The sequence below is a fragment of the Herbiconiux sp. UC225_62 genome (assembly GCF_042694625.1).
GTDB lineage: Bacteria > Actinomycetota > Actinomycetes > Actinomycetales > Microbacteriaceae > Herbiconiux.
Genome location: NZ_CP170551.1, coordinates 258,652 through 279,547 on the forward strand (window position 1 = coordinate 258,652; position 20,896 = coordinate 279,547).

Annotated in this window: 22 protein-coding genes and 1 tRNA gene; 8 read left to right on the forward strand and 15 right to left on the reverse strand. The window is 65.7% G+C overall.

Features of this window, described 5'->3' with window-relative positions:
* Positions 1 to 24 precede the first annotated feature (24 nt).
* Both ACFJGU_RS01310 and ACFJGU_RS01315 read left to right on the forward strand, forming a co-directional pair.
* Complete coding sequence (locus tag ACFJGU_RS01310; RefSeq protein WP_382306968.1) at positions 25 to 1,065, forward strand: type IV pilin protein; 1,041 nt, start codon at positions 25 to 27, stop codon at positions 1,063 to 1,065.
* Positions 993 to 1,373 carry a hypothetical protein gene (locus ACFJGU_RS01315; RefSeq protein ID WP_382306970.1) on the forward strand — a complete coding sequence of 127 codons (381 nt, stop codon included), beginning with the start codon at positions 993 to 995 and terminating at the stop codon, positions 1,371 to 1,373. The genes ACFJGU_RS01310 and ACFJGU_RS01315 overlap by 73 nt, the downstream gene beginning before the upstream one ends.
* A gap of 41 nt (positions 1,374 to 1,414) precedes the next feature.
* Here ACFJGU_RS01315 and ACFJGU_RS01320 read toward each other — a convergent pair whose 3' ends face one another.
* From ACFJGU_RS01320 to ACFJGU_RS01340, 5 genes are all read right to left on the reverse strand, one after another.
* Positions 1,415 to 2,407 (reverse strand): hypothetical protein, encoded by a 993-nt coding sequence (locus tag ACFJGU_RS01320; RefSeq protein ID WP_382306972.1) that lies wholly within the window; start codon positions 2,405 to 2,407, stop codon positions 1,415 to 1,417.
* 11 nt (positions 2,408 to 2,418) lie between these two features.
* Positions 2,419 to 3,297 (reverse strand): DUF5677 domain-containing protein, encoded by an 879-nt coding sequence (locus ACFJGU_RS01325; protein WP_382306974.1) that lies wholly within the window; start codon positions 3,295 to 3,297, stop codon positions 2,419 to 2,421.
* Between the two features lie 34 nt (positions 3,298 to 3,331).
* The gene (locus tag ACFJGU_RS01330; protein WP_382306975.1) at positions 3,332 to 4,990 is read right to left on the reverse strand and encodes a UvrD-helicase domain-containing protein; all 1,659 of its coding nucleotides are present in this window, start codon (positions 4,988 to 4,990) and stop codon (positions 3,332 to 3,334) included.
* Positions 4,987 to 6,912, reverse strand: coding sequence for an ATP-dependent endonuclease (locus ACFJGU_RS01335; RefSeq protein ID WP_382306977.1), 1,926 nt, complete (start codon positions 6,910 to 6,912; stop codon positions 4,987 to 4,989). The genes ACFJGU_RS01330 and ACFJGU_RS01335 overlap by 4 nt, the downstream gene beginning before the upstream one ends.
* Before the next feature lie 265 nt (positions 6,913 to 7,177).
* Complete coding sequence (locus tag ACFJGU_RS01340) at positions 7,178 to 7,663, reverse strand: hypothetical protein (protein WP_382306979.1); 486 nt, start codon at positions 7,661 to 7,663, stop codon at positions 7,178 to 7,180.
* 152 nt (positions 7,664 to 7,815) lie between these two features.
* Here ACFJGU_RS01340 and ACFJGU_RS01345 point away from each other — a divergent pair, with 152 nt between their 5' ends.
* On the forward strand, positions 7,816 to 8,115 hold the full coding sequence (locus tag ACFJGU_RS01345; protein WP_382306980.1) for a hypothetical protein: 300 nt from the start codon (positions 7,816 to 7,818) through the stop codon (positions 8,113 to 8,115).
* A 72-nt stretch (positions 8,116 to 8,187) separates the two neighbouring features.
* Here ACFJGU_RS01345 and ACFJGU_RS01350 read toward each other — a convergent pair whose 3' ends face one another.
* Complete coding sequence (locus tag ACFJGU_RS01350; protein WP_382306982.1) at positions 8,188 to 8,505, reverse strand: hypothetical protein; 318 nt, start codon at positions 8,503 to 8,505, stop codon at positions 8,188 to 8,190.
* Between the two features lie 247 nt (positions 8,506 to 8,752).
* Between ACFJGU_RS01350 and ACFJGU_RS01355 the strand changes: the two genes are divergently transcribed.
* Genes ACFJGU_RS01355 through ACFJGU_RS01365 form a run of 3 tightly spaced genes read left to right on the forward strand, consistent with a single transcriptional unit; the run spans position 8,753 to position 11,440 of the window.
* Positions 8,753 to 9,658: a TIR domain-containing protein gene (locus tag ACFJGU_RS01355; RefSeq protein ID WP_382306983.1), complete on the forward strand. Its 906-nt coding sequence runs from the start codon at positions 8,753 to 8,755 to the stop codon at positions 9,656 to 9,658.
* Positions 9,659 to 9,674: 16 nt separating this feature from the next.
* Positions 9,675 to 10,139, forward strand: coding sequence for a hypothetical protein (locus ACFJGU_RS01360; RefSeq protein ID WP_382306985.1), 465 nt, complete (start codon positions 9,675 to 9,677; stop codon positions 10,137 to 10,139).
* Between the two features lie 23 nt (positions 10,140 to 10,162).
* Positions 10,163 to 11,440, forward strand: a complete 1,278-nt coding sequence (locus tag ACFJGU_RS01365) for a recombinase zinc beta ribbon domain-containing protein (protein WP_382306987.1) — start codon at positions 10,163 to 10,165, stop codon at positions 11,438 to 11,440.
* Here the strand turns inward: ACFJGU_RS01365 and ACFJGU_RS01370 are convergent.
* Positions 11,403 to 11,479 (reverse strand) — tRNA-Pro (locus ACFJGU_RS01370). The genes ACFJGU_RS01365 and ACFJGU_RS01370 overlap by 38 nt on opposite strands.
* A 220-nt stretch (positions 11,480 to 11,699) precedes the next feature.
* Here ACFJGU_RS01370 and ACFJGU_RS01375 point away from each other — a divergent pair.
* Together ACFJGU_RS01375 and ACFJGU_RS01380 are read left to right on the forward strand one after the other, a co-directional pair.
* The gene (locus ACFJGU_RS01375; protein WP_382306989.1) at positions 11,700 to 12,317 is read left to right on the forward strand and encodes a TetR/AcrR family transcriptional regulator; all 618 of its coding nucleotides are present in this window, start codon (positions 11,700 to 11,702) and stop codon (positions 12,315 to 12,317) included.
* A 17-nt stretch (positions 12,318 to 12,334) separates the two neighbouring features.
* Entirely contained in the window at positions 12,335 to 13,288 is a 954-nt protein-coding gene (locus ACFJGU_RS01380) for an ROK family protein (protein WP_382306990.1), read from the forward strand.
* 75 nt (positions 13,289 to 13,363) lie between these two features.
* On the opposite strand, the gene der is transcribed toward ACFJGU_RS01380, so the two are convergent.
* The 8 genes from der to xerD form a co-directional block, all read right to left on the reverse strand.
* A complete protein-coding gene (gene der, locus ACFJGU_RS01385) occupies positions 13,364 to 14,902 on the reverse strand; it encodes a ribosome biogenesis GTPase Der (protein ID WP_382306992.1) in 1,539 nt (512 codons plus the stop codon).
* On the reverse strand, positions 14,892 to 15,581 hold the full coding sequence (cmk, locus tag ACFJGU_RS01390) for a (d)CMP kinase (RefSeq protein WP_382306994.1): 690 nt from the start codon (positions 15,579 to 15,581) through the stop codon (positions 14,892 to 14,894). Before cmk ends, der begins: the two co-directional genes overlap by 11 nt.
* Positions 15,578 to 16,666 (reverse strand): prephenate dehydrogenase, encoded by a 1,089-nt coding sequence (locus ACFJGU_RS01395; RefSeq protein WP_382306996.1) that lies wholly within the window; start codon positions 16,664 to 16,666, stop codon positions 15,578 to 15,580. The genes cmk and ACFJGU_RS01395 overlap by 4 nt, the downstream gene beginning before the upstream one ends.
* Entirely contained in the window at positions 16,663 to 17,505 is an 843-nt protein-coding gene (locus tag ACFJGU_RS01400; RefSeq protein WP_382306997.1) for a pseudouridine synthase, read from the reverse strand. Before ACFJGU_RS01400 ends, ACFJGU_RS01395 begins: the two co-directional genes overlap by 4 nt.
* On the reverse strand, positions 17,502 to 18,173 hold the full coding sequence (locus ACFJGU_RS01405; protein ID WP_382306999.1) for an SMC-Scp complex subunit ScpB: 672 nt from the start codon (positions 18,171 to 18,173) through the stop codon (positions 17,502 to 17,504). The genes ACFJGU_RS01400 and ACFJGU_RS01405 overlap by 4 nt, the downstream gene beginning before the upstream one ends.
* Complete coding sequence (locus ACFJGU_RS01410; protein ID WP_382307001.1) at positions 18,163 to 18,993, reverse strand: segregation and condensation protein A; 831 nt, start codon at positions 18,991 to 18,993, stop codon at positions 18,163 to 18,165. The genes ACFJGU_RS01405 and ACFJGU_RS01410 overlap by 11 nt, the downstream gene beginning before the upstream one ends.
* Positions 18,977 to 19,834: a ParA family protein gene (locus ACFJGU_RS01415; protein ID WP_382310478.1), complete on the reverse strand. Its 858-nt coding sequence runs from the start codon at positions 19,832 to 19,834 to the stop codon at positions 18,977 to 18,979. The genes ACFJGU_RS01410 and ACFJGU_RS01415 overlap by 17 nt, the downstream gene beginning before the upstream one ends.
* Positions 19,835 to 19,954: 120 nt before the next feature.
* Positions 19,955 to 20,887, reverse strand: coding sequence for a site-specific tyrosine recombinase XerD (gene xerD / locus ACFJGU_RS01420; RefSeq protein ID WP_382307003.1), 933 nt, complete (start codon positions 20,885 to 20,887; stop codon positions 19,955 to 19,957).
* Positions 20,888 to 20,896: the final 9 nt, after the last annotated feature.

Genomic DNA, 20,896 nt, shown 5'->3' on the forward strand with positions numbered 1-20,896 from the left:
CATGCTTCATAGTCATCCGCAGATATGGCGCGAGAGGCATCACGCACCACTTTTGTCCTGACGAACGACTCCCTCGACGAGCCGATGCTGAAGTACCGCAGGCGCGGCTTCACCATCGTCGAACTTCTCATCGTGATCGTGGTCATCGCGATCCTCGCGGCCATAACGGTCGTCGCCTACAGCGGCATCCAGAACCGCGCTCGAGCCTCTGGGGCTCAAGCCGCAGCTCGCCAAGCTGCCAGCGCCATCGCGAGCTACGCGGTACAGAACTCCGATCAGTACCCGGCCAACGCAGCCGCCGCCGGCCTCACGGACTCTGCCTCCACGACCTATCAATACCGCGTCGACAACACCGCCAGCCCACGCTCTTTCTGCGTGACTGCGACGACGAACAACGTCAGCTATTTCAGTTCCAGCACGAGTAGCTCGCCGACGATGGGAGCTTGCGCCGGGCACGGCGCCAATGGGGTGGCAACGATCACGAACCTCGCTCGCAATCCGGGTCCGAGTGGAAGCAGTACGAGCTTCGGCATGTGGAACGGCGGAGGGTCCAACGTGGGCTCCCCTTCATTGGTTGCGGCTCCCTGGGCCAGTTCGGGATCAGCATTCCGTGCGACGTGGATCACCGTGTCAAATGCCAATGACGGCGACATTGCCATCTACGTGAATGACAGCAATGCTCTCGCGGCGAACACTCGATACACCGTGGTCTACAAGCTGCGCGACCCTAATCGTTCGAGCGTCGTCACCGCTCCTGGCACGTTCGCATCCGCCGGAACGTTCACGACGCCGATGAACTCAACTGGCGGCAACCAGTTGCTCACCGCTAATCAAGTAGTGACTCGTTGGGCAACGTTCACGGCTGATGCGACTGCGCTCGGTTCGGGACTTCGCGTAATCCAGAGCCTGCAAGGCAAAACCGCTGGGGACTACCTGGAAGTCGCCGACGTCATGATCTATCCCGGCGACTACGACTCGTCCATTGTTTGGGCATGGGGCAACTCTCCTGGCTGGGTCTGGAACGGAACCCCGAACAACTCAACTTCAACGGGGCCGCCGCTTTAGCAATGGACGGGACGCGGCTCACTGACCTTGAACTCCAGACCCTCATCGCGCCGGTGTACGGCTCTCGAGCGCGGCTCCTCGACGTGCAGCGAATGTCAGACGGCGAGCTTGCGAACCGACAGCAGCACCTCGCTGATGCGAACCGACTCGTCTCACGCATCGAGCAATCCCTCCTCAGTCGCGCGTCCTCAGATCCCGTCCAAGGCTGGGCCATCTTCGACCTCATCAAGTCATCTCACGATGGCGGCATCCAACGACTCAGCCAGCAGATCCGCGATCAGCTCCCGGATCGATCGGCCTTCAACTAGAAGTTGACCTTCGTCGTAGGGACGCACGCCGGGCCACAGTCCTAGAGCTTGATCCTGAAGAACCCGCCCTGCGGAGTGTCGTGGAAATCGAACCCAAGCTCATCTGCCCAGGTCTGCAGGTGCGCTGCCATCTCCCGCACGACTTCGTCGGTGTCCGGGATGTCTACTTCGACGGTCATCGGAATCGCGCCGAGTAGCTCGAGGTACCGGTCCCACCAGGGCGCTATGTGCTGTTGCCATCCCGGGAGCGCTGCAATGTCCGTCGGCACAGCGCGGAAGCCTTCATCAGTTCGAAGAGCTGCCGTAAGGTAGGCGAGCGTCTTCCACAGGATGTGTAGGGCGTTGAACGTCACAAGCATGCCGCGCTGGAAGTAATCGGGATCGTCTTCCGGGATAGCAGGCAGCTCTGTGGCAAGAGTCTTTTGCCAGGCCTCGATCGAGGCTTCGACATTACTGGCGGACTGCTCGAGCTCGCGGCCAGTGACCTGCGAGCCCAGATACTCCGCGAGGTGCTCCTCGATCTGCTCGCTGGCCATAGAGACGAAGTTGGTGAACGCGTAGCCGAACTCTTCGCGGTGGCGCAGGTCGAACGGCTCGTCGCCGATGTGATGAATGCTGGCATGCACCGCCTCGTGCGCGGCGAGGTGCTGGATCAGACGGGACTGCTCTGCGGTGTCGGCCGGGTCCTCTTGCGGCAGAAGCCAGTACACCGGAATCAAGATGTCAACGAAGCCGTCGGCATTCGGAGGCATTGTCTTGGCCGCAACCACGCCCGCCCCGCGCTCCATGGTGAACGGCGCGCCGGTCCGGTCCTCTCGGGCGTTCACGGTCTCGACGAGATCACCCGTGATCACGAGACGCGTCTGCGGCAGATCCTCCTCCCGCAGCGCCGCGGTTACCGCTCCAATCATCTGCGCAAGCGCCCCGCCGTCCGAGCTGGACTCGACGCCGGCCACGAGAAGCTTGGCGCCCTCCTCACTCAAGTTCTCGATCAGAGTCTGCATCCCGACGGGAGTTTCAGCAGGCTCGGTCATGTCTGGACTCCTTAACCTTGGCTGCGGCATCCACGCCGCTCTGTGAGGTACTGCTCATGCAGGTCGTCCACCCGGTGCAGCAGTTCCACAACGGCGCGACCACGCTCCTCGAAGACACTCGGCAATGGCATACCGAGGAAGGCCCGGCTGTAATCGCCGAGCGTGACGAGTGAAAGGAGCGCCATCGATAGCAACGGCTGCAGGCGAAATCGCTGCGGCCGTAGTTCGATCTCGAAGCCTCCCGGAGTCTCATCAAGGTGGTTCTTATAGACGTCAGCGAACGTGCCATGCACCGCACCGGAGCCCGTCCGGTACGCGGCGTAGGCCGTCGGGCCGAGCAGCTCCAGACGCACCTGCGCACTGGGCCAGCCGTTGCTTCTGCGCGACGGGATGTCTTCCTCGCGGACGCCAGCCGCCGCGAGTGTCTCCGCGATCGAGCGGTTGATGCGCTCCTCGATCGGGAGCATGACATCCCCACGCAGCGCTACTTGCTCCCGGACGTCCTTCAAGAACTCCCGCTCCGCAATGAGGCTGTCCGTGACGTACGACGTGTAGCGGCTTCCATCCCCCGGATCGCCGAGCAAGTACATCACCGTCGAAACGGAGTCCATGAATTCCCGGCTGACGGCGATCTGCTGGTCGCCACCGTGTCCGTCGGCAATCTGACGAATCAGCGTCTTCATAAGCTTCGTCATGCGGGCGTAGTGGCCGACGATAATTGCGTGATTGCGAGGCAGCCCCTCTGTTTGGTCCTCCGTCCGGATGCTCGCCACAGCGATGAGCAGAACCGATGCCTCCTTCAGCAGCTCAAACCCTTCGCGCACGAAGGGATCTTCGTCCGTGGTCTGCTCGAGCTCTGAGAAGTTGGGGATGTGGAGCTCCGGGAACATCGCCGGATCGAAAGGGCTTGTGCCTCTGCTTGCTTCAGGACTCATCGGCGTACCCCAGTAGTTCCTCGTGCGCCGGCGAAGACGTCTTCCAGCGATAGTTCGCCCCTGGGGGCTTCGACCGGTTCAGCGCAGTGGTCAGCACGAGCTCGTCTTTCGCCCTCGAGATCGCCACGAAGAACTCGGCCTTCACATCCGCGTCGTCGTCGCCCCAGAAGAACTGCGGCTCCACGCCGAAGACGATGACCTTCTCGAACTCCAGCCCCTTGCATTTATGCACCGTGAGGATGCGCACCGCGTCCTCTTCCGACAGCCGATCGAGGGCACCAAGCGGATCGCCGTCGACATCCAACTCTCGCTCGAACGAGCCCAGCGCCTTCGCGATCATGTCGTCCAGCCGAAACCCCTGTTGGTATGCGGGCGACAGAGCGCTGAGCGCCGGCCGCGTCACGAACGCGAGGAAAGTCTGAATCAACGGCTCCCACGAAGTGAAGGTTGAGGCGGCGAATCCGGCGGCGCGCACGGTGCCCCGCGCGTCCCGCAGGATAGTGCGGAGCTTGCTGTCCAGAACGCCGTCAGCCTCCTCGATCCCCCCTCGAGTCACCACGCGCACCAGCTCCGCGTACGCCTCGGGGCGCGCGTCGTCGCCGACGACGCGCAGGAAGTTGAAGATGAGCGCCGGCACGGGTTCGGCAGTCATGTCTTGGGACTGTTGCTCGTTGCGATACGGAATACCTGCTGCTGCGAGGTGCCCGCCAAGGACGCGCGTGATGAGGTGCGGCTGCTGGCGTGCGAGGACGGTGATCTCTCGCGGCGGAACCCCCTCGTCAAGCCAGCCCTTGATGAGGCCGGTCACTGCGATGGCTTCTTCTTCGTCGGTTGCGAATCGGAGGACTTGCAAGACGCCCTCTTCACCCTCAAGCTCCGCGTCTGGGCTGGCGGCGGCCGGATCCATCTCCAGGATCATGCGGTTCTGCATGCGGCGTAGGCGCGGCTTCGATCGGAAGTTCTGATAGAGCTTGAGGTCGAGCGCGCTGAAGTCCGTCGCGAAGGTGCCCATCACGCCGCGGAGCGCATCCGCGAAGCCCATGATGCGCTGCTTGGTGTCGCCAACTCCGATGAGCTGCACTCCGGTGCCGGCGAACGCCTTCTTCAGGAAGCTGTACTGCGCGGTCGTGGCGTCCTGAAACTCGTCCATGAAGACATGGCTGTACGACTGGCGCAATGCGCCCCGCGCATACGAGTTCTTCTCCAGGATCTCGAGCGCCAGCGGGACGAGATCGTCGAAAGTGATCTGTTCTCCCTGGATCCGGGTGCGCTCGTCGAGACGGTAGTCCGGGTTCAGCGCGTTCTGGCCCGTCAGCGTCGGCCGGAAGTTGTCGATCAGGCGCTTGGCAAAAGCGTGAAAGGTGAAGCTGTCGAATCGGGCCGCGTACTGCGATCCGGACCGCAGGCGAACGCGTGACTGCAGGTTGCGTGCCGCATCGACCTTGAAGGAGATCGCCAGGATCCGTTTCGGGTACGGGCTCGCGCCGGTGCGAAAGAGGAAATCTGCGCGCTGCGCCAGCAGCTCGGTCTTGCCGGCGCCGGGCCCAGCCGTGACCACGACATTCGCGGTGGTCTCGCGCACCGCCTTGAGCGCGTTGGGCTCGAGCTTCAGCCCGCCGACGGGGCGCCAGTCATCGGGATCGATCACTCGGGGAGCGCCTCAAGCTTGGCACGCACGTCCTCGACGAGACGCTCCAGCACTTCTGGCAGGTCTTCCAGGAGCTTCTCGTCGGTGAGCGCTGCCATCGCTTTGAGGTGCGAGGCCGGCTTGCTCTTGAGGTCGAACATGCGGTGGTAGTCGGCGAAGAGCGCGAGCACATCCGCCGGCAGACGATCCTCGTTGGCATGTGACACTCCGAGGACGGCGGTGATTGTCTTCTCGTCGGGAGCGCCAGCCGGTTTCGCGCCGTAAGCGTCCGGGAAGGCCTCGAGCATCATGAGGTCGAGATCGACGGGGTGCGAGAAGTAGACCCCCTTCTTCTCCAGAACATGGAGCGCCCCCTTGCCTTCAGTGAAGGCGGGAAAGTCCTTCGCATCGTCCCACTTGGGAAGGGCGTCAATCTTGTCCTGTCCGAACGTCTGCTTCAGCTTGTTGTACTGATTGAGCGCATTGCGTACCCGCCCCCAGCCGCCCTGGTGTCGACCGGAATCAAGGTCGAGCAGCGTGACGTGCGGGATTTCCAGCTCGTTGAGTAGCCGCCAGAAGTGATTGACGTGGCGTCCACCGAGCGGAACGACCGACACGGACGCATCGTCTTCCGCGATGCCCGCTGCCGCGAGCACGCGTGGCAGCACGATCTGTTCGCTGTCTCCCTCGCCGAGCACGACCAACCGCGAGAAGTACAGCTCAGGGAAGGCGAGGACGGCTTCGCGCACGTACTTGGCGGCATCGTCCTTCGACGTCGTCGGCAGGACAATCCGCCGCACCTGCGACTGACGATTCGCGTCGAGCCGTAGGAAGCAGATCGACTCAGGATCGACGCGGCGCAGCAGGGCAGGCGAGTGCGTTGCGATGAGGGACTGCGAGTCGCCGTTCGCGGCCGCCTTTCGGAGCTGGCGAATGATGCGCCCGAGGTACTGCGGCGCCAGGCTATTCTCCGGTTCCTCAAGCGCGACGATCGTGTGCACCGGCGGACGCAGGCGGTGCTGATCGAACGAGGCCTCCGTGCCGTCGAGCACGTTGCGCGCCAGCGACTGCCAGGCGAGCACTAGCGAAATGTAGAGCAGAGACTTCTGGCCGTCACTCAAACGGTCGAACGGAAGCGACGAGCCGGCTGGCGTCGGAGCGAACGAGACGGTGAGTTGACGGAGGACGCTCTCCAAGTCGCCACTCCCGAAGGCGATCGAAGGATCAGTGAAGAAGTCGCCCGAGTGAAGCCCCTTCCACTCCCCCGTGAGCTGGACGCCGATGCTTTTGACTGCAGCGTTATCGGCCAAGGCGTCTGTCAGGTCCTTGGACAAGGTGCCAAGCGTGGCGCGCTCAGTCGTCCAGTCGGCTGCGCGAAGAGCCCGACCGACGAGTGAGGCTGTGGTGTAGGCGATGTGCTCTGCAGGGTCTCGCCGCGCAGGGAGATAGTGGACTTCAATGTTGGCGCGATCAAAGCGCGACATATCCGCCTGACGCACTGGGTTGCCGTCGTCATCCGCTTCGAGGATGTACTCGAGCTTCTCGTCGATCACATTGTCAGACGCAATCGATGCCGTGAGCCGCACCCGGATCCGAGGCACACCGTCCTCGCTCTCGATGCGCATGTGCGCGAAGTTCGGAGGCACGGACGCGTGGTCGCCGTCCTCCCCCGATTCCGGCACCTCGATGTCGACCTCGATCCAGAGCTTCGGTCCCTCGGCATGCACATCGACAGCGCTGCGTCCGTTCGGGATATGGAAGTCAGCGTGCCGGATCTTTCGCTGCGCGGGCAGGGGGCTGAAGAGCCGCGAGAGCGCCTCGAGGACGGCCGTCTTGCCGGCGCCGTTGGGACCCAGAACGTAGGTAACGTCGCGGAGCGCGATCTCGGTCGCGTCGAGGCCGAACGACTGGAAGCCGGACATTCGAAGGTGGGTGATCTGCATCAGACGTCCTCGTCTCGCTGCTCGCGCAGGGTGGCTCCCCAGGCCAGGCGGGCACGCGGGTAATTTCGATAGGGCTTCATCGGGTTAGCGCTTCGAGTGCACAAGTAGTGCATTACTCATTCTCCTTTGTGCCCCTAGTTATGAGGCAACGAACGCGCCGAGGCAATAGGTCGGATGTTGTGACTTGAGCAACGAGGTCGGCCCGAAATGGAAGAGCGGCGACCACGAGCGACGAGCTTGTCGCTGCTCAAGTGGTCGCCGCTTCTCAGTTGGAGGAGAGCACACGCGGACGGATTCGAAACTGGACGCCCGGTCGAGCGGAGCGCGTCAGCAACATGCACCACACGGCCGCCTCAAACACGGTGCCGAATTGTGCGCGCGTCTCTCGCCAGAGCCGGCCAGCGTGCGCTCTTACATCGATGAAGAACGTGGTGGCTTCGAGGACATCGCGCACGAGCTCCTCCGGGACGTCGCCGTCGTTCCCATCTCCGGACAACACCACATCGCCAAACAGCAGCGGGTGCCGCATCGGGTCGACAGCGTAGAGCCAGGCCAGTGCCATCGCCCTCGTGTTGAGGGGCACGAACTCGCGATGTGCGGCTTCATTGACGTAGATCGTGGCGCCCATGCCGGGCACCTCGATGATCTCGAGCCAGCCACCGACAGCCTCCTGAAAGGCGCCAATGTCCGCCATCTCCTGGAGCCGCGGTGGACGGGTCTCGTCGTGCGGGATCACGATGCTTTTCACCATCGTCCCCACCTCCTTACTGTTGTCGCGGCTGAGAACTTGGATGGTTCTCTGACAAGCCGCGGGGCAGCAACGAGGGGTGTTCGCGCGATCGGCGCGTTGTGTTTTCTACGGCTTCTCGAGCCGTAGGCGCAGGCTCATAATGAGCGGCAGATATGACCAAGCAAGACATCGACTCACTAACGACAATGCTCACCGACATGCAAACGCACCTGCAGGGTGAGTTCGACAAGATCAATGAACGGCTCGACACTCACGATGCGCAGTTTGAAAGCATCGAAGGTGAGATGTCCGCTGGCTTCGAACGCATCAGCACAACGCTCGATGGCATCGTCGGGCGACTCGATGATGACGAGGTCGAACGCGTCGCCCTCAGCGCCCGGGTCACTCGCCATGAGGATTGGATTGTTGAGGCAGCGCCGCGAATCGGCGTGAAGTACACACCCGGCGCTTAGTAATCTAGGCAGCCGTCTCGGGAAGAGTGCGCGAAAGCACTCAATCCCCGAGACGACCACCCACACCGCAGATCAGTTCTGCGGTGTCCTTGTTCGTCCGGCCTTCGGCGCCGAGCCTCCGAAGATGGCCTCGATCGCGCTCTGCTTGGTCTTTGCTTCGCGTTCGATCTCGGCTCGCACCGTCTCGGCGCGCTGGAGTACTTTCGGGTCGGACTTGCTGGTCTCGACCCAGGCCTCCAGCGCCAGCCGGATCTCCTCGGTGACGCTCCGGTCGTTGAGCTGCGCAATCACTTCGATCTGCGCTCGCAGACCATCGGTGATCCGCACGCTCAGCGGGCGGATGGGGCCGAGAGCCGTGGCCGGCACCTCGGGCAGTTCGTTCTCGCTCATCGCGAGCCTCCTCATCGGATGCGGCCGACGAACCCCGGATGGGTTCCTCTTGCGTGAAGCCGCGTCCCGGCGAGGAGGACTGCTGAGTATGGCGGCTTGGATTTCGACGTCAATGCGCCGATCGGTGATGTTGTCGAAAGCACATCAGACATCATCTGAATCTCCGTTCGTGTGTCGGACGTCCCTCGTACTCTGTAGTTGACGCATCCTCCGATGCGATGCGGACGACGAACAAGTAGGGAACGCCGTGGGAGAGCAGATCACCAACGCCAGATCGGTTTTCGTGGTGCACGGGCGAAACGAACCGCTCCGCAAGGCGATGTTCGACTTCCTCCGCAGCATCAACCTCTCCCCCATGGAGTGGAGCCATGCCGTGGAACTCACCGGCGAAGGCTCCCCCTACATCGGACAAGTTCTCGACGCAGCGCTCGATCATGCAGCCGCCATCGTCGTGCTCATGACTCCGGATGAGATTGCCTACCTTCAGCCGCAACTTGGGCATGGTGACGACGATCCCGAGACGAAACCCTCAGCACAGGCGCGGCCCAACGTTCTGTTTGAGGCGGGGATGGCGTTAGGCCGCGATGCTCGCAGGACGGTGCTCGTCGAAATAGGCGACGTGCGGCCTTTTAGTGACGTGGCTGGAAGGCACGCCATCCGGCTCACGAACGATTCAGCCCGCCGCCAGGAGCTCGCCAACCGCCTGAAGACGGCCGGATGCGACGTAGATCTCCAAGGCACCGACTGGCACACAACAGGTGACTTCACCGCTCCGCTGCCTCCTGGTGAAGGGCTGCCGCTCGGGCGTCGCCTGCCATCCAACACGAATGTACGGAAGGCGATCGACTTTGACGTTAAGTACTTCAACAAAGGCGGGAACCGCATCGACAAGTTGCAGATAATCAACCGTGGTACCGAAACAGCACTCGATGTCGACGTCTCTCTCCCCGAGGACGCAGCCCTCAAGTTGCATGGCTTCCAGACGATCAAGAAGATCCCAGGCGGCGGACGTTCCGTGACCATCGACGTCATGGGCATGGGGCGCATGTTCGGTGGCCCGCAGATGGACGACGTGTTCGACGTCACGGTTGCCGGCCGGAGCGAAGCCGGCGACAGCGTCGTCCAGGAGATCTTCTTGGACACCAACGGCTGATGAGGAGCCCAGCACCATGAACGACGACATTCGAGTACCCGTGAGCATTCCGCTGGATTCCGACGGCTTCATCCGGCGCGAGTGTCCGAACTGCGAGCGCGAGTTCAAGTGGTTCAGCCACGAGGAAGGCGACGCCAACGCCGAAGTCGTCGACCAGTACTTCTGCCCATTGTGCGGAGCTGGCGCAGGAACCGAGTCGTGGTGGACTCCGGCGCAATTGGAGTACATGCACGGCGCAAGTGGTCCCGCGATCGATCAGTACGTGCAGGACTCGGTCGAGACGATGTTCAAGGGCATCAAAGGAATGACGGTCAAGCCGAACCGATCCTTTTCGTTCGGCATTGAGACTCCGGACGCTCTCGCGGAGCCCGACGACATGATGATTGCCGAGCCTCCCTGCCATCCGAACGAACCGGTCAAGGTCCCAGACGGCACTGCGAAGGTTTACTGTCTGGTGTGCGGCAACGCCTTCGCGGTGTAGCCGGACGGTAAGGCGCTCCACCTATGGCGCTCACCCTTGGCCCGCTTTTGCTTGACGCTGGCATCGATCCGGCCCAAGCCCTCGTCATTCGCCATGCCTACGCGCGCGAGTCCGAAGAGAGCGGCCTGACCGGACTCCACGCTGATTCGACGCACGCTCAGATCTTCGAGTACACCCGGAACCAGTCGTCGGACACCCGACGCTTCCCGGTGCTACCGCCGCGCCTCTGGGTGGTGAACCTCCTCGAGGAGCAGGGGCTGACGACACGGCCGTCTCCGAAGCGTCCTGGTCGCCCTCTAACGGCCGGCGCGCTTGCTCGCATCCTGCGTGACCCGTATTACACCGGCGGAATCCACTACAAGGGGAAGCTCTACCAGGGTCGCCACGAGCCGATCATCTCCGTGGAGACCTTTCTTGCGCTGCAGAAAATCCTCGACAGCCGCAATCGAAGAGGTGACCGCGACAAGATCCATTTCCACTACTTGAAAGGCGTTCTCTACTGCGGCGTCTGCAAAGAGGCTGGTCGCACGAGCCGCCTCGTCTATACACAGAACACCGGCAACGGCGGGACCTACGACTACTACGTCTGCTCGGCGAAACAGCGCGCCGGGTGCGCATTGGGCATGCTCCGCGTCGAGGCGGTGGAGAAAGCTGTCCTCGAGTCGGTGCGTCGTGAGCAGTTCACCCCGGCCACGATGGAGAGCATCCGAGAGGAAGTGGCTCGCGCGCTCGACGACTTCATGGAGTCCGACCGCGAAGCCAAGGCATCGCTGCGTGCGCAACAGAAGGCACTCGACGACCAAGAGGCGCGACTCGTCGACCTGGCAGCCGAAGGGCAGCTGCCGATCGCCAAGATCAGCCAGCGCCTCGACTTCATCACGCTGCAGAAGGCCGCGATCGCCGAAAAGCTGTCCCGGACAGAGATGCGCATGCAGGTCGGCTCCGAGCAGGTGCTCGCATTCGTTCAACTCCTCGAGGATCCAGGGAAGCTGTACGAAAATGTGGCCGTGGGGATCCGCAGGGACTTGCTGCTCGCCTTCTTCCGCGGACTTCGCGTTTACGAGGGCGACGAGGGGCTGCGGATCGAGCGCGAACGCACAGAACTCAACGAGGCACTCCACGCCTGGCAGGCACAGCGACGCCTCGCCGGAGCCGAGCACGCCACTAACGAAAAGAAGAGAGCCTCTCGCATTTCTGCGGAAGGCTCTCTTACTTCGACCTCCACTGGCCTCAACGAGTCCAATGGTTTGAGCAACTCAATAATGGTCGGGCTGACAGGATTTGAACCTGCGACCCCTTGACCCCCAGTCAAGTGCGCTACCAAGCTGCGCCACAGCCCGTGGCTCGCCACCCGGAACACCCGAAAGCGCTCCAGACAACTTGTCCATGATAGCGCCTCCGCGACCGCTTCGCTGACGCCGCAAGCCCCGCACGGCTTCCCGCAGAGTTTGGGACTCACACTCCCAAACTCATCGTCTTCCCGAGTTCGTCGGTACATAATTGACCATGCCCCAGTCAACCGCTGTGCACTCAGCCCCATCACGACGTCAGGGCGCGTCCGTGAATCTGACCGAGCCGCGAGCCGCCAGAACGCACGAAGCCCTCACCACCGCCCTGTTCGACCTGCTGCGCGATCACGATCTCACCGAGATCAGCATCTCCGAGTTGTGCCGCACGGCCGGTGTGCATCGCACCACGTTCTACGGCCATTTCGCCGACATCTACGCCTTCGCCGCTGACGCATTCGCCCGCATGCTCGACGAATTGGCGAACGTGGCCGATGACCCCTCGACCTTCGACGACTCCTCCCCCGAGGCCATCACCGCCGCCTATGCGGAGTCGGTGCGCCGAGAGCTCGTCCACATCCGTGAGCACCGTGCGGCCTACCGCATGATGTTCGGCACCCGGGTCGATGCCGGGTTCCGCCGCGAGCTCTTCCAACGGCTGCTCCGGCGCGCCTCCATCTCCGTGTCGATCTGGCAGCGCCACGGCGTCGCCACCGGGATCGATGCCGCCACAGCCGCGGCCTACATCGCGGGCGGCTCGGTCGGCGTGTTCGAGGACTGGGCGAACAGCGACGACACGGATGCGGATACCCGCACCGACGAGATCATGGCCACCTCACCCGCGTGGTGCGCCCCGCTCTACCAGGCGGATGGCGCGAACCGACCCACCTGATGGTGTGAAATAGGACGGTGCCCCAGAACGACACCGTCGCCTTCGCTCGTCCGCTCGCCCTGGCCATCGACGTCGGCGGCACGAAGGTCGAAGCCGCCCTCGTCGACGATCGCGCACGGCTGATCGAGGGCACCCGGCACCGCGCCCCCACCGGCGCGGAGAATTCTGCGGAGGCCATCGCGGATGCGGTGGGCCGGGTCATCGATCAGACGCTCGCCTCGGCGCCCACCGGCGCCCGTATCGACGGAACCGGCATCGGATGCGCCGGACCGATCGACCTCGGCCGCGGCACGGTCTCCCCGCTCAATCTCGCGGCCTGGCGCGGCTTCCCGCTCGCCGACCTGGTGGCCGAACGTTCAGGCATCCCCGACCCCGTCCTTCGCCTCGACGGCCTTTGCATCCTGCTCGCCGAGCACTGGGCCGGCGCCCTGCAGGGCTATCGCACCGCCATGGGGATGGTGGTCTCCACCGGCATCGGTGGTGGCCTCCTGGTCGAGGGCCGGCTCGTCGGCGGACGGTCGGGCAACGCCGGCCACGTCGGCCAACTCCAGCTGCACACCCACGGGGGCGGCGGGCGCGACCTCTCGATCACGCTCGAGGGCATCGCCGCGGGCCCGCGCATCGTCGCCTGGGCCAAGGAGCAGGGCTGGCGCGGAGACACCGGTGAAGATCTCGGGGCCGCCTATCGGGCGAACGATCCGATCGCCGTCGCCGCGGTACGGCGCTGCGCCCGCGCGGTCGGCGAGGGCATCGCCTCGGTCTGTGCACTGGTCGACCTCGAAGCCGTGGCGATCGGCGGCGGGTTCTCGCGCGTCACGCCCGACCTGTTCGACCTCATCCGGGAAGCCATCGCCGATGTGGCCCCGCTCGACACCATCGCCGGCGTGCAGATCCTGCCGTCAGCGCTCTCCGACGAGGGTCCGCTGATCGGCGCGGCCGGACTCATCCACCGCGCCGACCTGCTCCCCTGATTCCTTGGCCGACCCGTCACGTGATGCCGCTATGACGCACTGAAAGCGACACCACGTGACGGGTCGGCGAGGTGTTCAGCGCTTGCGCTTCTCGCGCACCCGCATGTTGACGACGATCGGCGATCCCTCGAACCCGTAGATCTCGCGCAGGCGTCGCTGCACGTAGCGACGGTAGCCGGGATCGAGGAACCCGGTCGCGAACAGCACGAAGGTCGGCGGGCGCGAGGCGGCCTGCGTTCCGAAGAGGATGCGCGGCTGCTTGCCACCTCGCACGGGGTGCGGATGCGCCGCCGTGAGTTCCGCGAGGAAGGCGTTGAACTTGCCGGTGGGGATGCGCGTGTCCCACGACTCGAGCGCGAGCTCGAGGGCCGGAACGAGCTTCTCCAGGTGCCGCCCGGTGCGCGCCGAGATGTTCACGCGCGGCGCCCAGGTGACGTGAGCGAGATCCTGTTCGATCTCCCTCTCGAGGTAGCGACGCCGCTCGTCGTCGAGCAGGTCCCACTTGTTGAACGCGAGCACGAGGGCACGGCCCGATTCGAGCACGAGGTCGATGATGCGCAGGTCCTGCACCGAGATCGGCTCCGTCACATCCAGCACCACGACCGCCACTTCGGCCTTCTCCAGAGCGGCGGATGTCCGCAGCGAGGCATAGAAGTCGGCCCCCTGCTGCAGGTGCACGCGCTTGCGGATGCCGGCCGTGTCGACGAAGGTCCACACCTTGCCGCCGAGCTCGACCTGCTCGTCGACCGGGTCCCGCGTGGTTCCCGCGAGCTCGTTGACCACGACGCGCTCTTCGCCCGCCGCCTTGTTGAGTAGCGAGCTCTTGCCCACGTTCGGCCGGCCCAGGATGGCGACGCGCCGCGGCCCGCCCACTTCCTGCTTCGCCACGTTGGAGACCTCGGGCATCTTCTCCATGATGATGTCGAGGAGGTCGGCCACCCCACGGCCGTGCAGCGCCGAGACCGGGTACGGCTCGCCGAGGCCCAGCGACCAGAGCGCGGAGGCGCCCGGCTCCTGGCGCACGTCGTCGACCTTGTTGGCGGCGAGGAACACAGGTCGGTTGGCCCGGCGCAGCAGCTTCACGACGTGCTCGTCGGTGGCGGTGGCGCCCACGTTGGAGTCGACCACGAACAGCACGACGTCGGCGAGGTCGATCGCGACCTCCGCCTGTGCGGCGACGGCCGCGTTGATGCCCGAGGCATCCGGCTCCCAGCCGCCGGTGTCGACCAGGGTGAACCGGCGCCCGTTCCACTCCGCCTTGTACGCCACGCGGTCGCGCGTGACGCCCGGCACGTCTTCGACCACCGCTTCACGGCGGCCCAGGATGCGGTTGACCAGCGCCGACTTGCCGACGTTCGGCCGGCCCACGATCGCGAGCACCGGGAGGGCGGGCAGGTAGAACACGCCGTCGGGGTAGTCGTCGCTGAGCTCGAGCAGGTCGAGGTCGCCCTCGTCGAGCTCGTAGTCGTTGAGGCCCGCGCGCAGGGTCGCCGCCCGCTGCTCGGCCAGGTCTTCGTCGACCTCGGCGAGACGCGTGACGAGGTCGTCGTCGGGCGCGTCGAACTCCTCCGCGTCGCTGCCGGAGTCGGGGGTGGGGTTCTGGCTATCCGCCATGCGAGGTCCTCGCTGTCTGAACGACGTCGACCACCGCGGACACGGTCTGATCGAAGTCGAGGTCGGTGGAATCGACGGTGGTGACACCGTCGGCGGCGTTCATGAAGTCGACGACACGAGAATCCGCTTTGTCCCGAGACCGGAGGGCCTCACCGACGGCGGCGGCCGATTCGCTGGTCAATTCCTTGGAGCGCCTCGCCATTCTAGCGTCTTCGGAGGCGGTGAGCAGGATGCGCACCGGAGCATCCGGTGCGACGACCGTCGTGATGTCGCGCCCCTCGGCCACGATCCCGTCGAACGGGGTGGCCGCCATGATGGCCCGGAAGCGGTCGTTGAGCCAGCGCCGCACCTCGGGGATGCGGGCGACGAGGCTCACCACGGCCGTCACGCGCGGCTCGCGGATGGCGTCGGTCACGTCTGCCTGGCCCACGCGGACGTAGTAGTCGTCGGGATCGGTGCCGATGCGGAAGTCGAAGCCCGGGAGCTCGGCGATGACGTCGGCAGCCGAGGCGGCGTCGATCCCGCGCACCATGAGGTGCCACGAGAGAGCGCGATACGACGCCCCGGTGTCGAGGTAGGCGAAGCCGAGGGCTTTCGCCACCGCGCGGCTCACGCTCGACTTGCCGCTTCCGGCGGGGCCGTCGATGGCCACGATCACGGGTGCTGAACCGGTGGTCATCCGGCGATCCTCCATCCACGGTCCGCCAACGCGGCCGTCAGTCTCTCCACGGCCTCGGGCAGCACCGCGATCTCGGCGAGGCCGATCGGGGCGCCGGGAGAATGCTCCAGGCGCAGGTCTTCGAGGTTGACGCCGATCTCGCCGATCTCCGCGAACAGGCGCGCCAGTTCGCCGGGCTTGTCGTCCACCATCACGACGATCGAAGCGTAGCGGCGGGCCAGTCCGTGCTTGCCCGGGATGCGCGCCACTCCGGCGTTCCCGCCCGCGAGCTCCTCGGCGATGCTGCGCCTCGACCCCGGGGCCACCGGATCGGCCAGGGCGGCGATGAAGCGGTCGAGGTCGGCGCGGAACTCCTCCAGCACCGACACCACCGGGGCGGCGTTCGCGCCGAGGATCTGCACCCACAGCTCCGGGTCGCTGCTCGCGATGCGCGTGACGTCGCGGAGGCCCTGGCCGGCGAGATTCACCGCGGCATCCGGTGCCCCGGCCAGGCGACGCGCCATCAGGGTCGAGACCACCTGCGGCGCGTGCGACACCAGGGCGACGCTCGCGTCGTGCTCCTCCGCGCTCATCTCCACGAGGGTGGCGCCGAGGTCGAGGATGAGGTCGTCGACCGCGCCCGCCGTCTGGTAGGAGATGCCGTCGTGACCGGCCACCACCCAGGGCCGGCCGAGGAAGAGATCGGCACGGCCCGACATCGGGCCGCCCTTCTCGCGTCCGGCGAGGGGATGCGATCCCACGTAACGGGTCACGTCGCCGCCGGCGGCGATCACGGCGTCGAGGATCGGCTTCTTCACGCTCGCCACGTCGGTGACGACGGCGCGCGGGTAGGCCGAGAGTTCGCGCACGATGACCGACGCGGTCACGTCGGGCGGCACGCACACCACCACGATCTGCGGCTCGTCGCCATCCGTCGCCCCGCGCCCGGCACCATAGTCGATGGCGATGCTGACGTTCGTCGGCGACGCGTCGGAGAGGATGACGTCGACCCCGCGCGCGCGGAGGCCGAGCGCGATGCTCGTGCCGAGCAGTCCCACCCCGACGACCCGCACCGGCCCCGTCAGACGGCTCTCGACCACGTTCACTCCTCGGTTTCTTCCGTCTCGTCCGGTGACTCCGGCGACGTGGACTCCGGCGCGGCGGCCGGAACGTCGGTGGCGTCGCGCGACAGGGTCAGCAGCTGGCCGACTTCCACCTTAGTCAGGTCGCGCATCCCGCCCGCCTTCAGGGTGCCGAGGTTCAACGGGCCGAAGGAGCGGCGCACCAGTTCGGTGACCGGATGCCCCACGGCGTCGAGCATGCGCCGCACGATGCGGTTGCGCCCGGAGTGCAGGGTCAGCTCCACCAGTGAGGTCTCGCTCTCCACGTCGAGCAGTCGCGCCTTGTCGGCGGCGATGGGACCGTCTTCCAGCTCGATCCCGTGGGTCAGTTTCGAGATGGTCTGCGGGCTGACGCGCCCCTCCACCTTCGCGATGTAGGTCTTCAGCACCCCGAACGACGGATGCGCGAGCACATGCGCGAGGTCGCCGTCGTTGGTGAGGATGAGGAGCCCCGTGGTCTCGGCATCCAGCCGCCCCACGTTGAACAGGCGCTCCTCGTACTGCTCGGTGTAGCGCCGCAGGTCGGGGCGGCCGTACTGGTCGGCGAGCGAGCTCACGATGCCGAGGGGCTTGTTGAGCATGACGTAGCGCTTCGCCGGATCGAGCTGCACGGCGACGCCGTCGACCGACACCAGGTCGTTCTCGGGGTCGATCCGCCGGCCGAGCTCGGTCACGATCTGGCCGTTGACCTCCACGCGCCCGGCCTGGATCAGTTGCTCGGAGACGCGGCGCGAGGCGACGCCGGCCGCCGCCATCACCTTCTGCAGGCGCACGCCCTGGGGTTCGGCGTTCTCGTCCCACGGGGGGATCTCGAAGGGGGTCATCGTGCCATTCCGATCTCGTCGAATCCGTCGCTGCCGTCGTCGAGCAGCGGCGAGATCTTCGGCAGCTCCTCGAGCGAGTTGATGCCGAGCTGGGTGAGCAGCAGATCGGTGGTGCCGTAGAGGATGGCGCCGGTCTCGGCCTGCGTGGAGACCTCGGTGATGAGGCCGCGGCTGAGCAGCGTGCGCACCACGGAGTCGACATTGACGGCACGGATGCTCGCCACGGCTCCGCGGGAAATCGGCTGCTTGTAGGCGATCACCGAGAGCGTCTCGAGGGCGGCCTGCGAGAGCCGAGAGGGGTTCTGGGTGAGCACGAAGTCGGCCACCAGCCCGTCCCATTCGCCGCGCACGTAGATCCGCCATCCGCCCGCCACCTCGCGCAGCTCGAAGCCGCGACGCACCGACCCCGGTGCAACTCCGTCGTAGTCCTCGACCAAGCGCTCGATGCCTTGCCGCACTACGGGAACGGGGCGCGAGAGCGCGGTGGCCAGCGCCACCAGGCTCTGCGGCTCGTCGGCCACCATGAAGATCGCCTCGAGCGCCCGGTCGACGTCGGCCGGCGAGTCGAGGTGGTTCGAATCCGCAAACCTCGCCGCAACCGGGTCCGTCTGCGACTCGGATGCCACGACGTTTGCGTTTTCGAACGGCATGGTCGTCTCAGTTGTCATAGTCGGCTCCCAAGTTGGCCAGGTTGTCTTCGTTCCAGTTCTCGGCGGTCCAGCGCAGCGTGAGTTCCCCGAGCGGCTCGAGCTGTTCGAACGAGATCGAAGCGTGGCGGTAGAGCTCGAGTACCGCCAGGAACCGCGCGATCACGACGCCCTTCTCCGCGATCCCGGCGATCAGCTGCCGGAACGAGACCGGAGCCGACGACGACCGCAGCACCGCCACGACGTGCGCCGCCTGCTCCCGGATGCTCACGAGCGGCGCATGCAGGTGCTCCAACCCCACGACGGGGATCTCCCGCGGCGCCAGGGCGAAGGCGGCGAGCGCCGCGAAGTCCTCGGCCGAGAGCGTCCACACCAGTTCCGGCGTCTGCTGCCGGTACTTCTCCTCGAGCCGCACCTGGCGCGGCCGCCGCGTCGACTCCTCGTCGAACCGGGAGGCGAGCCACGCCGACACCTCCTTGAAGGCGCGGTACTGCAGCAGTCGGGCGAACAGCAGATCGCGCGCTTCGAGGAGCGCGACGTCTTCGGCATCCACCAGCTCGCCCTGCGGCAGCAGTCCCACGATCTTCAGATCGAGCAGCGTCGCCGCCACCACCAGGAATTCGGATGCCCGGTCCAGCTCCTCCGCGGAGTCCAGGTTCTTCAGGTAGCCGATGAATTCATCCGTCACCCGGCTGAGCGAGATCTCGGTGATGTCGAGCTCGTGCTTCGAGATGAGGCTCAGCAGCAGGTCGAACGGCCCCTCGAAGTTGTCGAGGCTCAGCGAGAAGCCGGGGGCGGTCGACCCTTCCGGTGCGAGGTCGGTCTCAGGCGATCGCGCCACGGGCGACCAGTTCTCTGGCCAGCTGCTTGTACGCCTTGGCCGAGGAGTGCTCCGGCGCGAACTGGGTGATCGGCTTGCCCGACACCGTCGCATCCGGGAACTTCACCGTGCGGCCGATCACCGTCTCGAACACCTTGTCGCCGAAGGTCTCCACCACGCGCTCCAGCACCTCGCGCGAGTGCAGCGTGCGCGGGTCGTACATGGTGGCGAGGATGCCGTCGAGCACGATGGCGGGGTTCAGCCGGTCGCGGATCTTGTCGATCGTCTCCACCAGTAACGCGACGCCGCGGAGAGCGAAGTACTCGCACTCGAGCGGGATGAGCACGCCGTGGCTCGCGGTCAGCGCGTTCACGGTGAGGAGGCCGAGCGACGGCTGGCAGTCGATCAGGATCACGTCGTACTGGTCGCTCACCTTGCGCAGCACGCGGGCGAGGATCGACTCGCGCGCCACCTCGCTCACGAGGTGCACCTCGGCGGCGGAGAGGTCGATGTTGGCCGGGATGATGTCGAGGCCCTCGACGCTGGTGTGCTGGATGGCCTCGTTCGGGTCTTTCAGCGTGCCGAGCAGCAGGTCGTAGATGGTGGGGGCGTCGTGGGTCATCACACCGAGACCGGCCGAGAGCGCGCCCTGCGGGTCGAAGTCGATGGCGAGCACCTTGCGGCCGTATTCGGCGAGCGCCGCTCCCACGTTCACGCTGGTCGTCGTCTTGCCGACGCCGCCCTTCTGGTTGCAGAGCGAGATGATGCGCGCGGGCCCGTGCGACTTCAGCGGAGCGGGAACAGGGAACTCTCGGAGGGGTCTGCCGGTCGGACCGATCTTGGGGAGGTCGAGCCCCGCCAGCTCATCGGCCTGGGTCTTCTTCGCCGTTCTCGTGTTCCTGGTCGGCACCGAAGTTTCTCCTCGTTCCTGCCCGCCATCCCGGCGGACTTGAATGATTCTAACCGCCCGCGCCCTCCGGCATCAGCGGGCGCGCGGGTGCGCCGTTTGATACATGTCGATGAGGGTGTCCGCGGTGACGTGGGTGTAGAGCTGCGTGGTGGTCACCGAGGAGTGCCCGAGCAGGTCCTGCACGACACGCACGTCGGCTCCGCCCTGGAGCAGATGCGTCGCGAAGGAGTGCCGGAAGGTGTGCGGCGAGATGTGGGTCCCGAGTTTCGCGCGATCGGCCGCCGACTGGATCACGAGCCACGCCGCCTGCCGGCTGAGCCGCTGGCCGCGGATGCCGAGGAAGAGCGCCGGCGTCGACGGCCCGCGCACCGAGAACAGCGGCCGCACCCGCACGAGGTACGCGTCGAGGGCGGCGCGCGCGAAGCGGCCCACCGGCACGATCCGCTGCTTGCTGCCTTTGCCGGTCACGCGCACGATGTCTCCGTCCTGCACGTCGTCGACGTTGAGGTCGACCACTTCCGAGATCCGGGCGCCGGTGGCGTACAGCAGTTCGAGCAGGGCCCGGTCGCGGAGCGACACGGGATCGTCGCCGCCGGTCGCGGTGAGCAGCCGGTCCATCTGCTCGATCGAGATCGCTTTGGGCAGGCGCAGGGCGAGCTTGGGCGGCTTCACCTCTCGCGCGGCATCCGTCTCCACGAGCCCCTCCTCGGCGAGGTAGCGGTGGAAGCTGCGCACCGACGAGAGGATGCGCGCGATCGACGAGGCGCTCAGCTCCCCCTCGCCGACCGTGCGCGCCGCCTGGGTGAAGGCGCTGATGTCGCCCTCCCCCACGGTCGCCATGTCGTCGATGCCGCGCGAACGCAGCCACTCCGAGTAGCGCCCGAGGTCGCGGCGGTACGCGGCGACCGTGTTCGCGGAGAGCCCGCGTTCGATCGTGATGTGGCGCAGGAATCCGTCGATCGCCCGGTCGACTCCGGTCGGGCCGGCCACCGCCTGCTGAGCCATCGTCGCGCC

Excerpts from the sequence above, each read along its gene's own strand:
- ACFJGU_RS01325 (WP_382306974.1), bottom strand. The coding sequence starts at position 3,297 with ATGTTCCCGGAGCTCCACATCCCCAACTTCTCAGAGCTCGAGCAGACC.
- ACFJGU_RS01310 (WP_382306968.1), top strand. The coding sequence starts at position 25 with ATGGCGCGAGAGGCATCACGCACCACTTTTGTCCTGACGAACGACTCC.
- cmk (WP_382306994.1), bottom strand. The coding sequence starts at position 15,581 with ATGACCACCGGTTCAGCACCCGTGATCGTGGCCATCGACGGCCCCGCC.
- xerD (WP_382307003.1), bottom strand. The coding sequence starts at position 20,887 with ATGGCTCAGCAGGCGGTGGCCGGCCCGACCGGAGTCGACCGGGCGATC.
- ACFJGU_RS01360 (WP_382306985.1), top strand. The coding sequence starts at position 9,675 with ATGAACGACGACATTCGAGTACCCGTGAGCATTCCGCTGGATTCCGAC.
- ACFJGU_RS01320 (WP_382306972.1), bottom strand. The coding sequence starts at position 2,407 with ATGACCGAGCCTGCTGAAACTCCCGTCGGGATGCAGACTCTGATCGAG.
- ACFJGU_RS01350 (WP_382306982.1), bottom strand. The coding sequence starts at position 8,505 with ATGAGCGAGAACGAACTGCCCGAGGTGCCGGCCACGGCTCTCGGCCCC.
- ACFJGU_RS01345 (WP_382306980.1), top strand. The coding sequence starts at position 7,816 with ATGACCAAGCAAGACATCGACTCACTAACGACAATGCTCACCGACATG.
- ACFJGU_RS01340 (WP_382306979.1), bottom strand. The coding sequence starts at position 7,663 with ATGGTGAAAAGCATCGTGATCCCGCACGACGAGACCCGTCCACCGCGG.
- ACFJGU_RS01365 (WP_382306987.1), top strand. The coding sequence starts at position 10,163 with ATGGCGCTCACCCTTGGCCCGCTTTTGCTTGACGCTGGCATCGATCCG.
- ACFJGU_RS01405 (WP_382306999.1), bottom strand. The coding sequence starts at position 18,173 with ATGACAACTGAGACGACCATGCCGTTCGAAAACGCAAACGTCGTGGCA.
- der (WP_382306992.1), bottom strand. The coding sequence starts at position 14,902 with ATGGCGGATAGCCAGAACCCCACCCCCGACTCCGGCAGCGACGCGGAG.
- ACFJGU_RS01400 (WP_382306997.1), bottom strand. The coding sequence starts at position 17,505 with ATGACCCCCTTCGAGATCCCCCCGTGGGACGAGAACGCCGAACCCCAG.
- ACFJGU_RS01315 (WP_382306970.1), top strand. The coding sequence starts at position 993 with ATGGGGCAACTCTCCTGGCTGGGTCTGGAACGGAACCCCGAACAACTC.
- ACFJGU_RS01335 (WP_382306977.1), bottom strand. The coding sequence starts at position 6,912 with ATGCAGATCACCCACCTTCGAATGTCCGGCTTCCAGTCGTTCGGCCTC.